General features: G+C 68.9%; 15 protein-coding genes, 1 other RNA gene and 1 pseudogene. 6 read left to right on the plus strand and 11 right to left on the minus strand.

The features are described 5' to 3' along the window. The first annotated feature begins 307 nt into the window (after positions 1-307). Positions 308-1,111, plus strand: a complete 804-nt coding sequence (locus E1264_RS22430; protein ID WP_132176621.1) for a hypothetical protein — start codon at positions 308-310, stop codon at positions 1,109-1,111. A gap of 12 nt (positions 1,112-1,123) precedes the next feature. On the opposite strand, the gene E1264_RS22435 is transcribed toward E1264_RS22430, so the two are convergent. Further along, a complete protein-coding gene (locus tag E1264_RS22435; RefSeq protein ID WP_132176623.1) occupies positions 1,124-1,504 on the minus strand; it encodes a hypothetical protein in 381 nt (126 codons plus the stop codon). A gap of 412 nt (positions 1,505-1,916) precedes the next feature. Continuing rightward, positions 1,917-2,321: pseudogene (locus E1264_RS22440) on the minus strand (IS110 family transposase); the annotation flags it as partial. Between the two features lie 359 nt (positions 2,322-2,680). Here E1264_RS22440 and E1264_RS22445 point away from each other — a divergent pair. Then, the gene (locus E1264_RS22445; RefSeq protein WP_207936079.1) at positions 2,681-3,673 is read left to right on the plus strand and encodes a methyltransferase; all 993 of its coding nucleotides are present in this window, start codon (positions 2,681-2,683) and stop codon (positions 3,671-3,673) included. Positions 3,674-3,844: 171 nt separating this feature from the next. On the opposite strand, the gene E1264_RS22450 is transcribed toward E1264_RS22445, so the two are convergent. Then, complete coding sequence (locus E1264_RS22450; protein WP_132176629.1) at positions 3,845-4,234, minus strand: STAS domain-containing protein; 390 nt, start codon at positions 4,232-4,234, stop codon at positions 3,845-3,847. A gap of 106 nt (positions 4,235-4,340) precedes the next feature. Here E1264_RS22450 and E1264_RS45405 point away from each other — a divergent pair, with 106 nt between their 5' ends. After that, entirely contained in the window at positions 4,341-5,621 is a 1,281-nt protein-coding gene (locus tag E1264_RS45405; RefSeq protein ID WP_243711094.1) for a hypothetical protein, read from the plus strand. Here the strand turns inward: E1264_RS45405 and ssrA are convergent. The 6 genes from ssrA to ftsE all read right to left on the minus strand — a co-directional run bounded on the left by ssrA (position 5,582) and on the right by ftsE (position 11,807). Continuing rightward, positions 5,582-5,954: a transfer-messenger RNA gene (gene ssrA, locus E1264_RS22465) on the minus strand. The genes E1264_RS45405 and ssrA overlap by 40 nt on opposite strands. Positions 5,955-6,255: 301 nt before the next feature. Next, positions 6,256-8,130 carry a penicillin-binding transpeptidase domain-containing protein gene (locus E1264_RS22470; RefSeq protein WP_132176633.1) on the minus strand — a complete coding sequence of 625 codons (1,875 nt, stop codon included), beginning with the start codon at positions 8,128-8,130 and terminating at the stop codon, positions 6,256-6,258. A 93-nt stretch (positions 8,131-8,223) separates the two neighbouring features. Continuing rightward, positions 8,224-8,721 carry an SsrA-binding protein SmpB gene (gene smpB / locus E1264_RS22475; RefSeq protein WP_132176635.1) on the minus strand — a complete coding sequence of 166 codons (498 nt, stop codon included), beginning with the start codon at positions 8,719-8,721 and terminating at the stop codon, positions 8,224-8,226. A 4-nt stretch (positions 8,722-8,725) separates the two neighbouring features. Next, positions 8,726-9,886, minus strand: a complete 1,161-nt coding sequence (locus E1264_RS22480) for a S41 family peptidase (protein ID WP_243711095.1) — start codon at positions 9,884-9,886, stop codon at positions 8,726-8,728. Between the two features lie 162 nt (positions 9,887-10,048). Beyond that, positions 10,049-10,954, minus strand: a complete 906-nt coding sequence (gene ftsX, locus E1264_RS22485) for a permease-like cell division protein FtsX (protein ID WP_132176639.1) — start codon at positions 10,952-10,954, stop codon at positions 10,049-10,051. A 163-nt stretch (positions 10,955-11,117) separates the two neighbouring features. Then, entirely contained in the window at positions 11,118-11,807 is a 690-nt protein-coding gene (gene ftsE / locus E1264_RS22490; protein ID WP_117398760.1) for a cell division ATP-binding protein FtsE, read from the minus strand. A 434-nt stretch (positions 11,808-12,241) separates the two neighbouring features. Here ftsE and E1264_RS22495 point away from each other — a divergent pair, with 434 nt between their 5' ends. After that, positions 12,242-12,427 (plus strand): hypothetical protein, encoded by a 186-nt coding sequence (locus tag E1264_RS22495; RefSeq protein ID WP_132176641.1) that lies wholly within the window; start codon positions 12,242-12,244, stop codon positions 12,425-12,427. Positions 12,428-12,483: 56 nt separating this feature from the next. Here the strand turns inward: E1264_RS22495 and E1264_RS22500 are convergent, their stop codons facing one another. After that, a complete protein-coding gene (locus E1264_RS22500; protein ID WP_243711096.1) occupies positions 12,484-13,611 on the minus strand; it encodes a hypothetical protein in 1,128 nt (375 codons plus the stop codon). A 113-nt stretch (positions 13,612-13,724) separates the two neighbouring features. Here E1264_RS22500 and prfB point away from each other — a divergent pair, with 113 nt between their 5' ends. Both prfB and E1264_RS22510 read left to right on the plus strand, forming a co-directional pair. Further along, entirely contained in the window at positions 13,725-14,840 is a 1,116-nt protein-coding gene (prfB, locus tag E1264_RS22505; RefSeq protein ID WP_132176643.1) for a peptide chain release factor 2, read from the plus strand. A 134-nt stretch (positions 14,841-14,974) separates the two neighbouring features. Continuing rightward, positions 14,975-15,967: a hypothetical protein gene (locus E1264_RS22510; protein WP_132176645.1), complete on the plus strand. Its 993-nt coding sequence runs from the start codon at positions 14,975-14,977 to the stop codon at positions 15,965-15,967. Between the two features lie 269 nt (positions 15,968-16,236). Here the strand turns inward: E1264_RS22510 and E1264_RS22515 are convergent, their stop codons facing one another. Continuing rightward, positions 16,237-21,081, minus strand: coding sequence for an NAD-glutamate dehydrogenase (locus E1264_RS22515; protein ID WP_132176647.1), 4,845 nt, complete (start codon positions 21,079-21,081; stop codon positions 16,237-16,239). Between the last annotated feature and the right edge of the window lie 288 nt (positions 21,082-21,369).

The raw sequence follows: 21,369 nt of genomic DNA on the forward strand, positions 1-21,369 counted from the left end.
TCCCCCGACATCGCCGCCACACGCACCACCCTGGCCAGCCCTCCGTCCCAATCCCACTACATGCACGGCATCCGCGCCCCCCTCAAACGGCCCTCCGCGACGCCCGCTTTAACGACGCCACCCTCAGCGGCGCGAACCTGACCGGCGCATACCTGAGCGAACCTGACCAGCGCGGTCCTGTGCGGCGCGAACCTGACCGACGCGGACCTGCGCCGCGCGCTTTCCGTGGGCGTACACGAGATCCGCCCTGGCCCGACCCGGCCAGGGCAGGAAAAGGCTGAGGCGAAGGACCTACGGTAGTCAGAAGGTGACCGAGAGCGGGCTGCGGGGAGCGGTCGTGGAGGCCAGGCACAAGGCGATGATGGGAGCTGCAGCCGTTGTGCTCCTCGGCTTGGCCCTGCAGAGGAGCCGCACGCCGCCCTGCGCCGACACGCCGGCCCTCCATTCCGTCACTCCCATCCAGTCAGCCGCTCCTCAGGCGCAGCCCATCGAGCTGCTAGAGCGAATCGAGGGGTCGTTCAAGGACATCTACCTGACGCAGATCAGCATCATTCAGGGCGTCGCGTTCGGTTTCCTCGCACGGAGCGCTCTGACCGGCCCCAGCCCGAGCGCCAGCCAGTGGCTGGCGTACGGAACCGCCTTCATCGTGATCGTCGGGGTATGGCAGGAGTACATGGTGGGCTCGACGGCGTTCACGTGGGTACCGACCATGCTGGACTCGGTGGCCCCGTACCTGCTCGGCGTCCTGGAATTTTTGATCATCGTCCAGGTGCGAGACAGCACTGGAGCCTTCCTAGCCATGATCGCGGTAACCGAGTGCATCTGCTTGATCGCTTGTATCAACTGGTGGCTGCACGCACGCGGCGGCGGCCCGGTGAACCGCAACTCCTACCTCCTAATAGGGAGGTACGTCAGGTTCAGCATGGCTTGCCATGTCCTGTGGACCTGCCCGGTCAGCATCTTGCTGGCAGTCGTGTACCGCTACATCGGCGCAGGGCGTGAGCTGGTCTTCATCGCGGGAACGATCGTGATGTACACCCCGTTGTTCCTGCATTCGATCGTCAACTGGACCCTCCCGCTGTACCGCTTGCAACGCGAGCGGGGTTGGTGACCCGGCGCAGGCTCAGTTCGGGCCGAAGGCTAGGGATGGGTCAGTGTGCTGGGCCGTAGGTGGGGGAAGCCAGAGGTATCCGCAAGCGCGTGTCTCTTTATGGCGAACGCTGATGGGGTGGTAGGTGGCGGTGTTGATGCGGCCGGTCGCGGAGGCGTGCTGGTAGAGCTGCTGAGAGATCAGCATTCCGAGGTCGGCGCTGGTGGCTGCGAGGCGGCGTTTGAAGGCGGGGGCCTCCAGTAGCCGGTACAGGTGCGTCAACGGCTGGCCGAGCACACCGTGCTCGTCGCGCTCGACGTCACCGCTGTGCACGGCCATCCGGAGCCGGAACCGGCTCAGCTCGTTGGTGAGCCGGTTGGAGCGGCGCAGGAGTGCGGTGAGGTGGTGGGCCAACTGACACGGTAGCCCATCGCTGAGGCCCCGTCGGGTCTTGCGGCCGAATGATCTTTCCCCTTACGGAGCTCCTCGACCGGGACGCCGCGCCGTCGGCGGGTCCACATCACCCTCTCCGGCCGCAATCAGGACCGGATCCGTGCCGGGCAACAGGACGGGTAACTGATCGGCTTCGACCCACTGCTGCTTGAAGACCTGCTCGTCGCGCCACTGTGGTACCGGCTGCAGATCACCGGCCAGCCGATCAGCCGGGCGTACGCCGACACGATCCTGAACACCGTCCTCAGAGCCGTCCCCCTGCCATCCGGCGACGCAGGACCCCCGACCACGCACGGCGGCTCCCAGTAGGAAGCCGTCGAGCTACGACACAGGCTGTTCAGCCTGGCCGGGTGCTGGACGCGTCGGCGAATGCTCAATGAAGCCCACCGATGCTCCTATGGAGGTCAACCGGTGGCGGGTCGTGCTTGGTGCCGGGGTCCGGTGAGGGTCCGCGGGCGGTGTACCACTTGAGGCAGCGGATGATCTCCTTCTTGGTCTTGCCGTCGGTGGTGCGGCGGGTGATGTAGGCCTTGGTGCGTGGGCACCAGGCCATGCGGCTAAGGACGATGAGGTAGAGCGCGCGGCTGACCCGGCGGTCGCCACCGCGGGAGAGCCGGTGGCGGTTAGTCTTGCCGCTGGAGGCGGGGACGGGTGCGTCGCCGCAGAGGGTGGCGAAGGCGTCGGCGGAGGTCAGCCGGTCGGGGTTGTCACCACTGGTGATCAGTAGTAGGGCGGCGGTTTCCGGGCCGACACCGATGATGTCAGCAAGTCGGTCGGGCCTGGGCAATCAGGTCCTGCAGGTGAGTGTCTCTTTGCTCGTCGGATCCGGGCCATCTGGCAGTCTCACCTCCACTCGATCAATCAGCGCCTCGAGGCACACGTAGCGGTCTCAGAAGCCGCGCGCGTCGCGGATGCACGGGTCCAATAATCCCAGGAAGCGCCCCTGCGTGGCTCCATTGGTGATACTCGCATGGCGTATCGGCGAGCCTGATATCGCCACCAGCGTCAGTAGACATGGTTCCAATAATGTGCTCACTCTGAGAGCACTTGCCGATGTAAACGCTGGGTCTGTGATGCCGCTCCCCGAAAGGTGGAAGGATGAGTGATACTTCAACGGTTCCGAGTCCCATACCCCTGATGCGAATCTGCACGGGTTTGTGGGCTGCCCGCACGATGGCGGTGGCCCATGCGTTGAGTGTATTTGAGCTGGCCCGGCCCAGATCAGGCGTGTCGGTCGCTGAGCTTTCTGAAAAAGCGAAGGTCCCTGAGCGCCCAGCCGAACTCCTGCTCACCGCGTGCGCAGCCCTGGGGCTACTACGCGTCACCGACCCGGGCCGGTACGAGAACACACCGGTTGCCGAGGAGTATCTGGTGGAAGGAAAGCCCTTCTATTTCGGTGGAGTCGTCCAGTTGTTCGATCGCCACAGCGCCCCAGGCTGGATGCGGCTGGAGGAAGCGCTGCGCAACAACGCGCCCACGACCTGGGATCCGTCCACCCAAACCTCGCTGTTCGACAACCTCAATCCGGAATTCCGGGAGCCATTCTGGGCGGGCATGAACTCGCTTTCGATCTGGACGGCGCGCCAGGTCGCCGGGCACGTCGATTTCGTCGACAGCCACCGCCTACTCGATGTCGGCGGCGGCGGCGGATCATTCGACATCATGCTTTGCCGGAAGTACCCACACCTGCGGGCGACGCTGTTCGACCTGCCCCAAGCCTGCGCATTCGCGCGGGCGAAGATCAGCGAAGCCGGACTGGGCCACCGTGTTGACGTCGTCGAGGGGGACTTCTTCACCGACGAACTCCCGGCGGATCACGACACCATCCTGTTGTCGATGATCCTTCACGACTGGGCAGAGGACCAGTGCCGGACCATCCTGGAGCAGTGCTGGCGCGCGCTGTCCACCGGTGGCCGAATTATCATAAGTGAACTGCTGGTCGACGACACCAAGGACGGCCCTGCCGACGCGGCGCTGATGAGCATCCACATGCTGGTGGAGACCTTCGGACGCAACTACACCGCAGCGGAATACACGCGCTGGCTGTACGACGTCGGATTCAAGGAGATCCGTACCATCCGCTTCGAAGCCATCAGCGCGAACGGCGTAGTGATCGGAACCAAATCCTGACTACACTCTCAATAATCAACCCCGCCCGGATAAGGGGACTGCACAAATGTCCACATCTGGCAGCACACAATCTATCGCGATAATTTCAGATTTTGGGTCCGGGTGAGGCGTCTTCTGCGGCCAGGCGTTGACGTGCGCAGAGCCGCGTCGGTGCTGGCGTGATGGGCTTGTTCAGCGGGTGAGATGGGTGATGGCGCAGTCGAGCGTGGCGGTGGTGTGGATGTGCTGGTCCAGGCCGGTGCAGTGCAGGATCCGGCGACACAGTACCGGCGGCCGGGCGATGACCAGATCGCCGTGGCGGGTGCGGACCGCGTTCCGGATCGCCACCAGGGCACCCAACCCGGAGGCGTCGCAGAAGGTCACCCCGTCCAGGTCCAGCACCAGCCGGGGTGGGGTGGCCTGCCCCGCCGCCGAGATCACCCGCTCGCGCAGCAGACCGCCGGACGCATAGTCGATCTCGCCGCCAAGGCGCACCGTTAGTACGCGCCCGTCCGGATGGGGCTCGGTGTGCACGCTCAGCGGCTCGACGGGGGACGGTCGGCGGTCGCCTTCCGGCGTCATCGGTCACTCCGGTCACCTCCGTCCAGATACCCGGCCGAATGATGGGGAACGCGCTGGCCAGTGACGACAACCCGATCCCCGCTCCGGGTCAGACCGGTGGCACCTGATGCGGCGACGGCCCGTTGGTGCCCGGAACGGGCCCACGCAGGCGGCCGCCGAGCGGCGGCTCAAGGAGGCGCTGCGCGACCGCACCGGTCCCCCGGCCGACGGCGAGATCACGGCGGAGACCAGGCTTCGCGACGCGGCAAAGCTGTGGCAGGCCGAGATCGCCGAGTCCGGCACACTGACACTGCAGACGCGGGAAATCTACGAGCGGGCGCTCGACCGGATCCTGAAGGCAATGGGCGGCCTGCTGATGCGCGAGATCGATGTGCCGAGGTGCGATGCGTTCGTCAAGGCCGTGCGCAAAAACCACGGCCCCAGCGCGGCCAAGACGACCCGGGACGTGCTGTCGCTCTTGCTCGGGATGGTGGTGCGCCACGGCGCGCTCGACACGAACCCCGTGCGCGAGATCGCGAAGATCTCGACCCGCCGCAAGACCAGGCCGAAGGCCCTGAGCCGCGAGGACGAGGCCGTGATGCTGGCGAAGGTCGCCGGCGACGAGCGCGCCGCCGAGTTGGACGCCGCCGACCTGATCGAATTCCTCGACGGCACCGGCATGCGCATCGGAGAGGCCCTCGGCGTCCGCGCCGAGGTCGTCGATCTGGAGGCCGGAGTACTGGAGGTCAACGCGACGAGCGTGCGCCTGAAAGGAAAAGGGACCTGTCTCCAGCTGCGCCCCAAGACCGAGGCGGGATGGCGGGTGATCGCGCTCCCGCCGCACCTGGTGGAGCTGTGCCGACGCCGCATGGCGATGTCGTGGCCGCACGGCGACCGGCAGATCACGGTCATCGGCGAGGACGACGAGGAGACCCAGCGCCCTGCCGGGGACGTCGAGCTACTGTTCCCGGGCCTGTTCGGCGGAGTGCGGAACTCGTCCAACACCAACCGGGACGTCAAGGAGGTACTCGCCCGCATCGAAGCCGAGCGGTTCGGATGGGGTCACTTCGCACACGTTTCGGAAGACCGTCGCCACTCGGGTGGACGAGGCCGGGCTGAGCGCCCACGCGATCGTCGACCACCTCGGGCATGCCAAGCCCAGCATGACGCAGGATGTCTACATGGGACGCGGCGTGGCTTCCGCCCGGGCGGCCGAGATCCTCGACAGCGGACAAGCGTAAATCGGGAGTACTCCGGGACTAAAACGCGGAAGCCGCCGGCCAGAACCGGGGGGTTCGGGGGGTCGTCCCCCCGAAAAACACTGCGGGCGACCTGGAAGGCGCGAAGCGCCGACCATGGTCGCCCGACTCGTGGAGGTGGCGGGAATCGAACCCGCGTCCTTCGGTGATGGGCCAGGGCTTCTCCGGGTGCAGCCTGCTTGGCGTTTTCTCAGTCCCGGCGCTCACGCAGGCGTGTCGCCGACGGACTCAGTCGCTGTTGGTTGTCCCTACCGGCCCCGCGACCGGGCCGGCAGGTGGAGTCTCCTTACGATGCCAGATCCCGGGGCGGAGACTCACCCGGGCTGACAGAGTTCGCTCCTCGCTCAGGCGGCGAGGGCGAACTCGGACTGCTTCGTGTTGGCAGTTATTGGTTTGCTGTCACAGGATTTACGAGGTCACGACAGCAACCCTCGACCCGCTTCCCCTGGCTCGAACGACCGAAGTCGAAGCCGGTCACCCCCATGTTGAGTTGTCAAACGGGCGTCCGAGGACGTCCCACGATGACGTTACAGGGATAACGCATGAACGGGCAACGTGATTCCCGTGGACCCCGGTGGGCGCGAACTGGTCGCGCCCACCGGGGTCGACCGGCAGGGTCGGGCCGGTCCAGACAACAGAGCCTCCCCCGAGACGAGGCTCTGGTCTCATCACGGCGACTGAGTCCGCAACCCCCCAAGCGGTGTCTCAGTCACCCGTAAAGACGCCTGGGAGGCATGGGTTAGTTGCGCCTGGTGCTTAAAAGGATGACAAAGTCGCCCGCCCTCAGCCGCGGCCTGTGGCAGAGCCGGTCAGGAACCTGGCGGCCAGCTGGGGGGTGTTGACGCGGCCCTCCACGGCGATGGCGAAGGCGCGGTCGCTGTAGGAGCCGACGAACCAGGAGACCGTCTTCGTGACGCCGTCCTGCTGGTAGGTGGCGAGCGCGGCGACGCCAACGACGTCGCCGGACACGCGGGCCTCGCGGGCATTGCCGACCTTGGCGTTGCGGCCGAGGAGCTTCTTGAGGTTGGCGATGGACTCGGGCCGCAGGTTCTGCGGTGGGGGCGGCTGGACGGGCTTCGGGACGTCCGAGAGCACGTACGGCGGCTTCCAGGTGCCGTTCTGCGCGGCGGCGGCGACGAGGGCCATGGCGAGGGGGCTCACCTCGACCTTCCCCTCGCCGATCATGGCGGCGGCCTTCTCGCCGTCGTCGGCGGGGGTCGGGACCGAGCCGGTGAACGCCGGGACGAGCAGGCCCCAGTTCTGGCCCAGGCCCAGCTGGCCCGCCTCCTTGACGAGGGTCTGCGCGTCCAGCTTGCTGCTCAGCTGCGCGAAGGTCGTCTTGCAGGACATGGCGAAGTGGTTGGCGAACGTGCTGGCGGAACGGGCCTTGTTGCTGAACGTCTGGTTACCGACGGTCACCCTGCCGGGGCAGGTCGTCCGCGACGTCTGGTTCATGCCGCCCTGGGAGAACAGGGCCTCGGCGGAGACGATCCCGAACGTCAGCCCGGGCGGGTAATGGCCCTCGAACGCGAGGTTCTTGCCCTTCGTCTCGTGGTTGGAGACGGCCAGGACCTCGCCGGTGCTCGGGCGCACGGCCACCATGGACGCGGGGTAGGGCAGCCCGTCGAGGGCGAAGTCGGCGCGGCGCTGGTAGCCGGGGTCGAGGGTCGTCCGGACGACCTGCGGGTCCTGGCCGGGCCAGGAGCGCAGCTCTTCGGTGTTCCTGCCGGTCTCGTCCTGCGCCACGACGCGGACGGTGGGCGTCCCGGCGAGGCGGCGCTGCTGGAGGAGCTGGATGCCGCTGACGCCGATGGTGTCGCCCGGCTGGTAGGGGGCGCCGACCTGCTGGAGGCGGTCGGCGGTGGCGGGGCCGAGGCCGCCGATCAGCTCCGGCGCGTACGCGGGCGCGATGGGGGCCTTGACGCCCTGGAACTGGATGCCCGGGACGCGGTTGAGCCGCTGGATCAACTTGGTGTGCGCGGGAACCTCAAGGGTCAGCAGCGGCAGGAACTCCTGCGGCGGGGCGGACTGGACGCGGCCGAGGAGGCGTTCGGCGTCCAGGCGGCGGCCGCCGTCGATCTTCGTCTGCTTGGCGAGCAGGTCGAGGGTCTTCTGCGGGTCGGCGAGCTGCCCGGGGTACACGCCGACCATGTAGGCGTCGACCGCGCGCACCACGGAGCGGCCCTGCGTGTCGGTGATGGCCGCCCGTTTGGGCACCTGCGTCACCACGGCGAGCCGCTGCCCCGGTTTCAGCTTCGTGTGAATGATGGACGGGCTCCAGACGACCTTCCACTTGCCGCCGACGCGCTTCAGGTGCATCAGCCCGGGATACTCCCACGGCTGGCCGTTCTCACCGAGGTCGATCTTCACGGTGAAGCGCGCGTCGGCCTCGTCGCCCTTCTTGACGATCTGGTCGACGTCGCTGCCCTTGACCTGGGTGCCGAGCGACAGCCGCAGGGACGCCGCGTCCAGCTGCTGCCGGACGCGGCCGAGCGCGTCCTCGACCTGCCGCCTGTCGATGCCGACGGTCTTGCCGGCGGCCGCCTCGTAGTTGCCGACCTGCCAGGCGATGAGGAAGTCGCGGACGGCGGGCATCGCCGACGGCTCGGCCCAGCATCCCGTCGTCACGGACGCGACGAGCGCGCCGGAGACCGCCAAGGACGCCGCCTGGCGCCTGCGCGTCCGCGTGCCCCGTACCGCGCGTGTGCTCCGCGCAATCCGCCTACGGCCACCGTTGGTCATCGGCACCCTTCACCGTCTCCTGAACCGGGCCGCCGCCGCCTTCTGCATCTCCCGCTCGGCTTCCCGCTTTGCGATGGCCTGGCGCTTGTCGTACGACTTCTTACCACGGGCCAGCCCGATCTCGACCTTGGCCCGCCCGTCCTTGAAGTAGAGGGACAGCGGGATCAGGGTCCAGCCGGGCTCCTCCGACTTGGCGATGATCTTCTGGATCTCGCGGCGGTGCAGCAGCAGCTTGCGGCGCCGGCGGGGGGCGTGGTTGGTCCAGGTGCCCTCGGTGTACTCGGGGATGTGGACGTTCTCCAGCCACACCTCCCCGTCCCGCACGTGGGCGAAGCCGTCGGCGAGGGAGGCGCGGCCGGCGCGCAGCGCCTTCACCTCGGTGCCCATCAGCACCATGCCCGCCTCCCACGTGTCGTCGACGTGGTAGTCGTAGCGGGCGCGCTTGTTCTGGGCGATGAGCCTGCGCCCGCTGTCCTTGTCCTTCTTGCGCCCGGTGTCCCGTGCCACTTCCTCAGTCCTCGTCCTTGTGCGGTAGGGCGGCGCGCAGGCCGCGCAGCACCGTCCGGGCCCGTCGCTCGGCCTCCTTGGGCGGACGGTCGGCGGAGACCGCCACGTCGGGTTCGATCCCGACCCCGTCGAGGTTACGGCCGCTCGGGGTGCGGTAGCGACCGACGGTCAGCTCGATGACCGACCCGTCGGCCAGCCGGATGGGCTCCTGCACCGAGCCCTTCCCGTACGTACGCGATCCTATGATCACCGCGCGGTCGCGGTCGCGCAGGGACCCCGCGACGATCTCCGCGGCGCTCGCGGTGCCGGCGTCGACCAGCACGACGAGCGGTGTGCGGGCGTCGCCGGTCCGGGTCACCATCCGGTTCTGGACGGGCCGCCCGCGCGGCTCGTAGGTCACGACGGGTCCGCCGGACAGGAACGCCGACGCCGTCTCGACGGCCTCGTCCAGTAGCCCGCCCGGGTTGCCGCGCAGGTCGAGCAGGACACCGCCGGACGGCGGCCGTCCGGCGGCGGCGGCGCGGACCTGCTGCCCGGTGCCGCGCGTGAAGGCGCCGATCCGGATCATCCGCGCCTGCTCCGGGAGGTCGGTCACGGTGACGTCTCCTGCGGGAACCGGGGTGCGGACGAGATGGAACCGCTTTGTTCGACGTTCGCGTTCGACGGTGAGTTCGACGGGCTGGTCCGGACGTCCCCGCAGCGCCTCGGCGACCCGCTCGGCGCCCCACCCGGCCGCGGACGCGGACCCGACGCCGGTGATGACGTCGCCGGGCAGCACCCCGGCGCGGGCGGCGGCGCTGCCCGGCTGGACGCTCGCGACCTGCACGCCCGAGCCGCCCGCCCGGAGCTCGGAGTCGCCGCCGAGCCACAGGCCGACGCCGCTGTAGTGGCCGGTCAGGCGCCCTTCGACGTCGTCGTACTCGCGGGCGGAGTAGTACTGCGCCCACCTGTCGCCGAGGCCGCGCAGCATGCCCTCGATGGCGGCGCGGTCGAGCTCGGCGCGCCCGACCGGCTTCGCGGCCTGGCCGCTGATCTTCGTGGCGGCCTCGTCGAGGACGGACCCGCCGCCCGCGACGGCGGTGTGCCGCTGCGTCCCCGAGCCGCTCACCATCCCCAGCCCGTAGGCGCTGAGGATCGCGGCGGCGACGGCGGCGCCGCGCAGCAACCGCCCGGTCTTTCTGCCATGGGGAGGTCGTATGTCCTGGGGGATTCGCCGGGGCCGCCTTCCCCGAAGCACGGGCCGGAGCATGCGGCAAGTGTAGGGCGGCGGACCATGCCGGACCCGGCGCTTCAGCCGGATCCGGTCACGCCGCAGGGTTCACCCCGGTCAGATTCTCAGGTATCTGCGCAAGGTGAGGAACGATGCGACGGCGCAGAGCAGTACACCGAAGCAGATCGACAGGACTATGACGGCGATCACCGTACTCCAGCCGAGTTGGCTGACGAGCTGGACGTCCCCCGCCAATCGGTCGACCAGCAGTTTCTTGCTGAAGATGAGCAGGACGGACGCGAACAGCCCGCCGATCAGCCCGGCGATCGCGCCCTCCAGGATGAACGGCATCTGGATATAGGTGTTGGACGCGCCGACCAGCCGCATGATGCCCGTCTCCCGGCGCCGGTTGAACGCCGACAGCCGGACCGTGTTGCCGACCAGCATCACCGCCGCGACCACCTGGATCAGCGCGATCGTCAGCGCGGCCACCTGGAGGCCGTTCAGGATCCTGAAGAACCGTTTCAGGATCTCCTGTTCGTTGATCACGGAGTCGACCCCGGGCTGGCCGAGCATCGCCTGCGCGACCGCCTTGTACTCCTCGGGGTTCTTCAGCTTCACCCGGAACGAGTCGGGGATGTCGCCCTCTTTGGTGCTCTGCACGAAGCCGGGCGCGCCCGCGAAGTTGTCCTTGAACCGGGCGTACGCCTGCTGCTTGCTCTCGTACTCGACGTTCGAGACCTGCGGCATCTTCTCCAGCTGCGACTTGAGGGTCTGCCGCTGCTGCTCGGTGACGTCCTGCTTCTGGCAGGCCTCGTTGTAGCTCGTCTTGGCGCACAGGAAGATCGAGACCTCGATCTTGTCGTACCAGAAGCTCTTGGACGCCCGGACCTGCTCGCGCAGGAGCAGCCCGGTGCCGAAGAGCGCCATGGCGATGGCGACGGTGATGACGAGGGAGATCGTCATCGTCATGTTCCGGCGGAGACCGATCCAGATCTCCTGGAGAACGAACTGTACGCGCATGCCTCGCTGTCCTTGATCGCCTGTGTCCCGCCGGAAGCCTGGGCCGTCTCCGTACTGGGGAACGCGGCCCGTTGCGGGCGGTTCCTACCTGTGGGCCGACACCGTACTCGGTGTCGTACGACCCGGAAGGAATCGATGGTTCAGATGGATGTGCCGTGGAGGGTCAGTAGGCCTGCCCGTACACGCCGCGGGACTGGTCGCGGACGACGCGGCCGTCCTCCAGCTCGACGACGCGCTTGCGGAACGCGTCGACGATCGCGGCGTCGTGGGTGGCCATCACGACGGTGGTGCCGGTCCGGTTGATCCGGTCCAGCACCTTCATGATGCCGATCGAGGTCGCGGGGTCGATGTTCCCCGTCGGCTCGTCCGCCAGCAGGATCATCGGCCGGTTGACGAACGCCCGCGCGATCGCGACGCGCTGCTGCTCGCCGCCGGACAGCTCGTCCGGCATCCGGTGGGCCTTGCCCTCAAGGCCGACGAGGTCGATGACCTCGGGGACGACCTTGCCGATGAAGCGCCGCGGCTTGCCGATCACCTCGAGGGCGAAAGCGACGTTCTCGAAGACGTTCTTGTTGGGGAGAAGGCGGAAGTCCTGGAAGACGCAGCCGATCCTGCGGCGCAGGTGCGGCACCTTCCAGTTGCTCAGCCTGCTCAGGTCCTTGCCCGCCACGTGCACGTGACCCTGGGAAGGACGCTCCTCCTTCAGGATGAGTCGCAGGAAGGTCGACTTGCCGGAGCCGGAGGGCCCCACCAGGAACAGGAACTCGCCCTTCTCGATGGCGACGTTCACGTGCGCCAGGGCGGGCCGGTTCTGGCTCGGGTAGACCTTGGTGACGTTGTCGAAATGGATCACGGCTGCATCACGGCGGTTCAGTCTAGGGGTTGGGGAGCGGCCCCGACCGCGGCCGCGGGCTGGTCGCCCACGGTCTCCGGCCTGCGCCGCCCGGCTTCGCGACCGGGGAGGACGCGGAGCCTTCGAGCAGTGTAGAGGGGAGAGTCAACTATCTCGTCCCACTCGACGTGGTACGAACGCGCAGGGCCGCCGCATCGCCCGATCAGGGTGTCTTGTCGGATCAGTGCCATGCGAACCGTCTCCCGACGTCCGGTCGTTTCGTACCGTCAAGCTCCCGGACTTGCCGGAACGACCATACAGTCCGGCTAGGCTGGATGATGGAGAAAGATACCTAATAGGTGGACGGACACCAGACAAGCTCGACAGACACCAGACACGTCGACGTTCCCCCGCCGCGGGGCCGGCGTCCCGTTCTCGGAGATTGGGGCCACGACATGAGCTGCGAACATCTGATCTGCGCTCGGTGCTCGAACCCGGTGGTGGAAGGGCGCTGCGCCACCTGCCGGGAGGCCCGGTCCGAACTGCACCGGCACGGCCCGTCCGTACCGCCCGCCCTCGTCCTCGCGGGGCTCGTCGCGCTGCTCTTCGCCGCGCTCGTCCTCCAGCGGGTCTACGGCTAGGAGCGCTCCACCGCGGGAGGACTCACCGCGCGGCTCCCATGATTGCCTGATCGGCGTTAAGGCTTCTTGAGCGGCGGTGTGGCGGCCTTGGAGATCGCCCCGTCGTCGGCGATCAGATGCGCCTTCGGCTGCGGCTTTCCCTTCCCGGCCTTCGCGGGGTCGTACGCCGCGAAATGCAGGGTCGCCGTCGTGGCGACCTCGTTGCCCTCGACGGTCCCGTCGAGCAGATGCTCCGCCTCCTCCGGGATCTCCGGCTTCGGCGTCTCCGGGTCCTTGGCGACGAGCGAGGTGTTGCGGAACAGCGAATAGATGATCAGGCCGCCGCCGGTCTTCGTCCGCAGCCCGAAGTACGGGAAGGGCGTCGCCGTGTAGACGACCTGAAGCGTGAGGTCCTTCTCCCTGGCCTTCTTCTTGGCCCGCCTCGCCGCCTTGTAGTAGCCCGTCGTGACCGCGCCGGACTTCATGACCTTCGCGGCCACGCTGCGCCCGCCCTCCGCGGCGATCGTCGCCTGGATGCCGCCGACGTCGCGGGGACGGATCAGCACCGATCTGTCGTCGCTGCTCAGCGGGGTCGCGTAGCCGTCCTTGCCGATCAGGACCGCCGGTTCCTTCGCCTTCGGCTGCAGGAGGGTCGCGATCGTCAGCTTCCAGTCGTCGGACGGGCCGCGCAGTATGAACCCCATCAGCGCCCTGCGCTTGCTCTTGGCCTCGCCCAAGACGGAGCGGTCGACCGACACAAGGAACCACTGGGGGAAATGGCCGTCCTTCAGCTTCGGGACGTACATCTTGGGGTCGCCGTAGACGAAACGCCGTACGGGGTCGCCGTCGTAGGCGGCCTTGCGGAACTCGGCGGCGGTGAGCTGGGACTGGCCGTCGGACGTCCACGTCAGCGCGAGCCGCTCGTCACCGGCGGCCCTGGCGACGTCCTCGTCGGTGACGTAGGTGCGGAACGCGCGCTCGGCGACCTCCGGCGTCAGCGGGACGGGCTCGGGCGGCGACGTCGTGGGCATGGCGGCGGTCGGCCGCGCCTTGGCCTTGCCCTCGGCGCAGCCCGCGGCCAGCGGCATGACGACGATCATCGCTGCCGCGATCACCCGCGAGAACCTGTGCACAGACCCGTCCCCCGGACCGAACTCCATGGCCCGCCGTCCTCGGCGGGCCTCCTCGGCCCGTGATTCTGCCATCACATGGTATTGGCCGGACGGGTCGGGCATTCCCCGGCGCGAAGGACCGGCCGATCACCCGTGCGGAAGATCAGACGCCCGACCGGTGCCCGGACGGCGATAAGCTCGAAGGCGTGGCAGGCATCGAACCCGAAGAGCAGCTCAAGGAGCTCGGCTCGACTCTCGCCGGCATCGAGCAGGTGCTGGACCTCGACGCGATGCGGCGCGACATCGCCGAATTGCGCGAGCAGTCGGCCGACCCTGACCTGTGGAACGACCAGGAGCGCGCCCAGACGGTGACGCGCCGCCTGTCGTACCTGGAGAGCGAGCTGGGCAAGGTCGAGGGCCTGCGGCAGCGGCTGGACGACGCCGCGACCCTGTACGAGCTCGCCGAGGAGATGGACGACGCCGACACCCGCACCGAGGCCGACGAGGAGCTCACCGCGCTGCGCAAGGCGATCCAGCAGCTCGAGGTCCGCACCCTCATGTCGGGCGAGTACGACGCGCGGGAGGCGCTCGTCACGATCAACGCCCAGGCGGGCGGGGTCGACGCGGCCGACTGGGCCGAGCAGCTCCAGCGCATGTACCTGCGCTGGGCGGAGCGGCACAACTACCCGACCGAGGTCTACGAGACGTCCTACGCCGAAGAGGCGGGCATCAAGTCGACGACGTTCACGGTGAAGGCGCCCTACGCGTACGGGACGCTGCGCGGCGAGCACGGCACGCACCGGCTCGTCCGGATCTCTCCGTTCGACAACCAGGGCCGCCGCCAGACGTCGTTCGCGGGCCTGGACGTCGTCCCGGTGGTCGAGCAGAGCGACCACGTCGACATCGACGAGAACGACCTGCGCATCGACGTGTACCGGTCGTCCGGCCCGGGCGGGCAGGGCGTCAACACCACCGACTCCGCGGTGCGGATCACCCACATCCCGACCGGGATCGTCGTGTCCTGCCAGAACGAGCGCAGCCAGATCCAGAACAAGGCCACGGCGATGAACGTCCTGCAGGCCAAGCTGCTGGAGCGCAAGCGGCAGGAAGAGGCGGAGAAGATGTCCGCGCTGCGGGGCGAGGGCACCAGCAGCTGGGGCACGCAGATCCGCAACTACGTGCTGCACCCGTACCAGATCGTGAAGGACCTCCGCACCGGCATCGAGGCCGGCAACCCCTCGGCCGTGCTCGACGGCGACATCGACGAGTTCATCGAGGCCGAGATCCGCTGGCTGCGGCAGCAGGAGCAGCAGACCGCCTGACCTGGGCGTCCTTCGCCCGTCCCCCATCAAGTTTTGCTCGGCGAGGTTTCGTGTTCATAGAGTGACTGCACGGTCACTCTGCGAGGATGGCGTGCGGTCCGGATCTCCGTCACCACTTCGGGGGGCTTTTCGCAATGCCCGCACGCATCATCACCGTCGCTTCACTCTTCACGTCCTGCCTGATCACGGCCGCCATGGGGACCGGCTGCTCGGGACGTTCGCCATCCTCCGCCGAGGCGGAGAAACGCTCCGCCGCACCGGCGCTCAGCAAGGAGCAGGCCCAGCAGGTCCTCGACTCCTACGCCGCCGGCGCCAACCGGCTGCGGCTCAAGGTCGACCGCAGGGCCCTGGCGGCCATCGAGGCCGAACCGCAGCTGTCCATGGACGAGGCGTCACTCAAGCTCCGTCGCGTCATCAAGCGGCCGCCGCCGGAGGTGAAGTTCATGAACACCTCGTTCTACATCCCGCGGGTGAGCGGCTATCCGCGCTGGTTCGCCGCCGCCACGGTCACCGGGCAGGGGAAGCGCTCGGTGCGGCACGCGCTGCTGTTCACGCAGGACAAGGCGGGGACGCCGTGGCTGCTGACCGCCAACCCGTACCCCACCAGCGACGCGCTGGGCAACGTCGCGCTCGACTCGGAGGGCTACGCCACCCCGGTCGACGCGGACGAGCGTGAGGGCCTCGCCACCGCGCCCGGCACGCTGCCCGAGGCGCACGCCGCGCTCCTCACCGACGGGCCCGGCGCGCCGAAGGCGTCCCTCCTGGCGGACGGGGCGCAGACCAGCGAGACGTACAAGGCGCTGAAGCAGGGCGAGAAGTCCCTGGCCGGACGGGGCGTCACGCTCTCGTCCCGGTTCTCCCCCACCCAGTACCGGGTGTTCGCGCTCCGTACCAAGGACCGGGGGGCCCTCGTCTGGTACGTCATCAAGCAGAACGAGGCGTACTCCTCGGCCAAGCGGGGACGCTTGGCCGTGGGCGGGGACCTTCTCGGGCTCGCCCCCGTCAAGGCCGCCAGGACGCGCATGGACACGACCGTCCTCGTGCAGTACCTGGCCGCCGTCCCGCCGAAGGGCCGCGCCACGGTCACCGGGATGTACCGCAAGGCCGTCACCGCGCACGGCACCTGATCTCCGTCGGGTGCCGGGCGGTCCCGCGCTTCTGACCGCTGCAGCGAGACCAGCCCGGCACTCGACGGTGCTGTACCTATTGCCTTTCTCTCCTCCTTCGGGCCTTGGCGGCCCTCCATCGTCGAGAAACGCGTGCGATCGCTGCATCGCTCCGGCTCGCCTGGCGGCTCGCTGCGCGATCAGGTTCTCGCAAGCTCGAACCTGCCTTCGGACGCGATCGCGACGGCCCAGGTCGTCGCGGGGTTGCGGCGGTGGCTGGTGTCGGGTGCCTATTCAGCTGATGGTAGAGAGCTCGCCGTTACCAGGGTGCGGATCGCGCCTAGGGCTACGGAGAGGGTTGCCAGGTCGAAGCTGTCGCTCTCCCATATCTCGCTGAGGGTCTGCTGGGCGCGCTGGACGGCCGGCTTGTTCTTGTCCGCCCACAGGACCATGCGCTCCTCGGGCTGCCCGCCCGGCTCGCTGGTGACCAGGACGTCCCTGGTCAGGGCCGCGTGCGCGGTGTACAGGTCGTCGCGGAGCGCGGAGCGGGCCATGGAGCGCCACTTGTCGTCGCGGGGCAGCGCGATGATGCGTTCGCGGAGCCGGGACAGCTGCAGGCGGTCGGCCAGGTCGAAGTACACCTCGGCGACCTCCTCCACCGGGCGGCCCGTGTCGTGCGCGATGCCGACCAGGTCGAAGGTGGAGAAGGCGGGGACGAACGTCGCGCAGCGTTCGGCGAGCTCGTCCGGGACGCCGCGCTGCGCGAAGCCGTCGCGGCGCTGCTCGAACGCGGCGAGGTCCAGCCCGACGAGGAGCTTCGACAGGTGGGTGCTCAGCGTGGCCGCGCTCCCGGCGAAGAAGCCGATCGTCTCGCGGATGTCGAACGGCGGGCGCCGGTTGTGCAGCAGCCAGCGGGCGCCGCGCTCGGTCAGCTTCCGGGCTTCGAGGAGCATCGCGATCTGCGTGGACTCGTCGACCTGGTGCGAGAGGGACTCGACCGAGCGCCAGAACTTCGGCATCTCGAACACGTCGCGGGCGACGAGGTAGGCGCGGGCGATGTCGGACGACGACGCCCCCGTCTCCTCGTTCATCCGGAACACGAACGTCGAGCCGCTCGCGTTGATCAGGTCGTTCACCACGGCGGTGGTGATGATCTCGCGGCGCAGCGGGTGCCGGTCCATGTAGGGGCGGAACCGCTCGCGCAGCGGGGTCGGGAAGTAGTCGACCAGCCACGCCTCCAGGTACGGGTCGTCGGCCAGGTCGGAGGCGACGAGATCGTGGTCGAGGGCGAGCTTGGCGTAGGCGAGCAGGACGGAGAACTCCGGGCTGGTGAGCCCGAGGCCCGCCTGGCGGCGCTCCGCCAGGGCCTTGTCGTCGGGGAGGAACTCGATGCGCCGCTGGAGGCGGCCGTCGCGTTCGAGTTTGCGCAGGTAGCGGGCGTGGATGTGGAGCATCGCGGGCGCCTGGGCGCGGGCGGCGGCGAGGACGACGTTCTGCGCGTAGTTGTCGCGCAAAACGAGTCGTCCGACCTCGTCGGTCATCTCGTACAGCAGGCCGTCGCGCTGCTTGCCGGTCAGCTCGCCGTCCCGGACGGCCTGGTCCAGCAGGATCTTGATGTTGACCTCGTGGTCGGAGGTGTCGACGCCCGCGGAGTTGTCGATGAAGTCGGTGTTGATCAGGCCGCCGGTGCGGGCGAACTCGATGCGGCCGAGCTGGGTGACGCCGAGGTTGCCGCCCTCGCCGACGACGCGGCAGCGCAGCTCGGCGCCGTCGATCCGGACCGAGTCGTTCGCCTTGTCGCCGACGTCGGCGTTGTTCTCGATGGACGACTTCACGTAGGTGCCGATCCCGCCGTTCCAGAGCAGGTCGACGGGGGCCTTCAGGACGGCCCTGATCAGCTCGAACGGGGTGAGCGCCTTCACCGCGCCCTCGATGCCGAGCGCGGCCCGCATCTGCGGGGTCACCCCGATCGACTTGACCGTGCGGGGGAACACGCCGCCGCCCCTGGAGATCAGCGCGGTGTCGTAGTCCTCCCAGCTGCTGCGCGGCAGCTCGAACAGGCGGCGGCGCTCGGCGAACGAGGCCGCGGCGTCCGGGTCGGGGTCGATGAAGATGTGCCGGTGGTCGAACGCGGCGATGAGCCGGGTGTGCTCGGAGAGGAGCATGCCGTTGCCGAACACGTCCCCGGACATGTCGCCGATGCCGACGGCGGTGAAGTCCTCGTTCTGGATGTCGGTGCCGAGGGAGCGGAAGTGGTACTTCACCGACTCCCAGGCGCCGCGGGCGGTGATGCCCATGCCCTTGTGGTCGTAGCCGACCGAGCCGCCGGACGCGAACGCGTCGCCGAGCCAGAAGCCGTACTCGGCGGCGACGCCGTTGGCGAGGTCGGAGAACGTGGCGGTGCCCTTGTCGGCGGCGACGACGAGGTAGGTGTCGTCGCCGTCGTGCCGGACGACGTTCGGCGGCGGGACGACTTTCCCGTCCACCAGGTTGTCGGTGATGTCGAGCAGGCCGGAGATGAAGTCCTTGTAGCAGGCGATCCCGGCCTGCTGCCACGCCTCCCGGTCGATCGACGGGTCGGGCAGCTGCTTGCCGACGAACCCGCCCTTCGCGCCCGCCGGGACGATCACGGTGTTCTTCACGGCCTGCGCCTTGACCAGGCCGAGGATCTCGGTGCGGAAGTCCTCGCGGCGGTCGGACCAGCGGAGCCCGCCGCGCGCGACCGTCCCGAACCGCAGGTGCACGCCCTCGACCTTCGGCGAGTACACGAACACCTCATAGGTGGGGCGGGGTTCGGGCAGGTCGGGGATGGCGTGCGGGTCGAACTTCATCGACAGGTACGGCCTGCCCTGGTAGTGGTTCGTGCGCAGGGTCGCCTGGACGAGCGCGAGGTAGGCGCGGAGGATGCGGTCCTCGTCGAGGCTGGCGACCTCGTCCAGCTTGCCCTGGATCTCCTCGGTGATGCCCGCGCTGCGCTCCTCCTCGCCGCCCTGCAGGGTCGGGTCGAGGCGGCTCTCCCACAGCCGGACGATCAGCCGCGTGATGGAGGCGTTCCGCAGCAGCACCTGCTCGATGTAGCGCTTGGAGAACGTGGTGCCGGTCTGCCGCAGGTAGAGGGCGTAGGCGCGCAGGATCATCGCCTGCCACCAGTTCAGCCCGACGTGCAGGACGAGCGCGTTGAACCCGTCGTTCTCGATCTCGCCGCGCCACAGCCGGGTGAACGCGTCCTGGAACGGGCCCTTGATGGACTCGTCGGCGGCGCCGGGGGGCGGCTCGTAGCGCAGGCCCAGGTCGTAGATCCAGAACCGGTGCCCGTCGGCGGTCCTGATCTCGTACGGCCGCTCGTCGATCACCTCGACGCCCATGTTCTGCAGCAGCGGCAGCACCCGGGACAGCGAGATCGGCTCGCCCAGCCGGTAGATCTTGAAGCGGCGCTCGCCCGGCTCGGCGCTGTACGGCTCGTACAGGTTGATGGAGGTGTCGTTGCCGGGGTCGGGGGTCAGGTCGTCGAGGCGGCGCAGGTCGGCGACGGCGGTGCGGGCCGGGAAGTCAGCCTTGTAGCCCTCGGGGAACGCCTCCCCGAACCGGCGGACGAGGTCCCCGGCGCGCTCCTCGCCGCACTGCTCGACGAGCGCGTCGCCGAGGTCGTCCTCCCACGAGCGGATGGCGGCGGCGAGCCGTCCCTCCAGCTCGGGGACGTCCACGGCGGGCAGTGGACGGCCGCGCTCGCCGCGGACGACCACGTGCAGCCGCGCCAGCATCGACTCGGTCACGTTGGCGCTGTAGTCGACGCTGACGCCGTGGAACGCCTCCTTCAGCAGGTCCTGGATGCGCAGCCGGACCTTGGTGGTGTAGCGGTCGCGCGGCAGGTAGACCATGCAGGACATGTAGCGGCCGTACAGGTCCTTGCGCAGGAACAGCTTCAGCTGGCGGCGCTCGCGGAGCCGCAGCACGCCGAGCGAGATCGGGAGCAGGTCGTCGACGGAGATCTGGAACAGCTCGTCGCGCGGGTAGCTCTCCAGTATCTCGATGAGGTCCTGGCCGTCGTAGCTGTCGGCGGTGAACCCGGCGAGCTCCAGCACCTCCTCCAGCTTGCGCTTGAGGACGGGGATGTGCGACAGCGACTCGCTGTAGGCGACGTGCGTGAACAGGCCGAGGAAGCGGCGCTCGCCGATGACGTTGCCGGCCTCGTCGAACTTCTTGACCCCGATGTAGTCGAGGTAGAGCGGGCGGTGGACGGTGGAGCGCGAGTTCGCCTTGGTCAGGACCAGCAGGCGCTTCTCCGTCGCCTTCTCGCGGACCTCCGGCGGCAGCGCCGCGAAGCTGTCGGACTCCTGCTTGTCGCTGCGCAGGATGCCGAGCCCGGTGCCGGGCTCGGGCTTGAGCGCGGTGCCGTCCTCGGTGAGCGTGTAGTCGCGGTAGCCGAGGAACGTGAAGTGCCCGTCCACCAGCCAGTCGAGCAGCTCGACGCCCTCGGCGAGCTCCTTGCCCGGCAGCGGCGGCGCGGACTCCTGGATCGCGGTGGCGATCTCCCCGGCGCGGGCGCGCATCTTCGGCTCGTCCTCGACGGCGACGCGGACGTCCCCCAGGACGCGGAGCAGGTCCTTCTCCAGCGCGTCCAGGACGGACCGGTCGCTGGTACGGTCCACTTCGATGTGCATCCACGACTCGTCGACGTCGTCGTCGCTGTCGAGCTTGCCGCGGAACGCCTTCAGGTGGCCCGCGACGTCGCGGTCCACGCCGAGCAGCGGGTGGACGATCAGGTGCGTGGCGAGCTGGTGCCGGGTCAGCTCCATGGTGACCGAGTCGACCAGGAAGGGCATGTCGTCGGTGACGACCTGCACGACCGTGTGGCCCGGGTCCCAGCCGTTCTCCTCCAGGGTCGGCGTGTAGACGCGCACCTTCGCGCGTCCCTGCGGCCGCTCCTCGCCGAGGGCCCGGTGCGCCATCGCGGGGCCGCAGATGTCGGCCGGGTCTCTGTCCAGCAGGTCCTCGCGGGCGACGTGCCGGTAGTACAGCCGGAGGTAGCTGAAGGCCTCCTCCACGTCCCCGCCGCGCGCCCCCGGGCGCTGCGCGCACGTCTCAGCCGCCCGCCGGAGCAGGTCGTCCTTCGCTTGATCGAGCATGCCGCTCATCGACTACTCCCCTTGAGACCCTTCGCCACCTCGTTGTGGCGCCGCTCACTGCGCCAGCGTAGCCAGGAATCGCCGCAAAGCCGACCTGCTCCACCGCGACGTGGACGTGGCTTTGCCCACCCTCCCGGCCGCCTCGCCAGGCCACCATGACAGGCGGTGCGGCACCGTCCGGGGGGATCGCCGAACCCCGCGCGGCCGGGCCGCACGGACGCGCGCGGCGAGTGCGGGAACGCCGTCCCGCCGCCGGTTCGGGCGCCGCCACGGCCCGTCCGGATACGGGGTCTAGGT

The sequence above is a fragment of the Actinomadura sp. KC216 genome, from assembly GCF_004348535.1.
Classification (GTDB): domain Bacteria; phylum Actinomycetota; class Actinomycetes; order Streptosporangiales; family Streptosporangiaceae; genus Spirillospora.

Bases quoted from the DNA above. Each gene is read 5' to 3' on its own strand.
- E1264_RS22445 (WP_207936079.1), top strand. From the start codon at position 2,681: ATGCGAATCTGCACGGGTTTGTGGGCTGCCCGCACGATGGCGGTGGCC.
- E1264_RS22450 (WP_132176629.1), bottom strand. From the start codon at position 4,234: ATGACGCCGGAAGGCGACCGCCGACCGTCCCCCGTCGAGCCGCTGAGC.
- E1264_RS45405 (WP_243711094.1), top strand. From the start codon at position 4,341: ATGCGGCGACGGCCCGTTGGTGCCCGGAACGGGCCCACGCAGGCGGCC.
- ftsX (WP_132176639.1), bottom strand. From the start codon at position 10,954: ATGCGCGTACAGTTCGTTCTCCAGGAGATCTGGATCGGTCTCCGCCGG.
- E1264_RS22495 (WP_132176641.1), top strand. From the start codon at position 12,242: ATGAGCTGCGAACATCTGATCTGCGCTCGGTGCTCGAACCCGGTGGTG.
- E1264_RS22500 (WP_243711096.1), bottom strand. From the start codon at position 13,611: ATGGCAGAATCACGGGCCGAGGAGGCCCGCCGAGGACGGCGGGCCATG.
- E1264_RS22510 (WP_132176645.1), top strand. From the start codon at position 14,975: ATGCCCGCACGCATCATCACCGTCGCTTCACTCTTCACGTCCTGCCTG.
- E1264_RS22515 (WP_132176647.1), bottom strand. From the start codon at position 21,081: ATGAGCGGCATGCTCGATCAAGCGAAGGACGACCTGCTCCGGCGGGCG.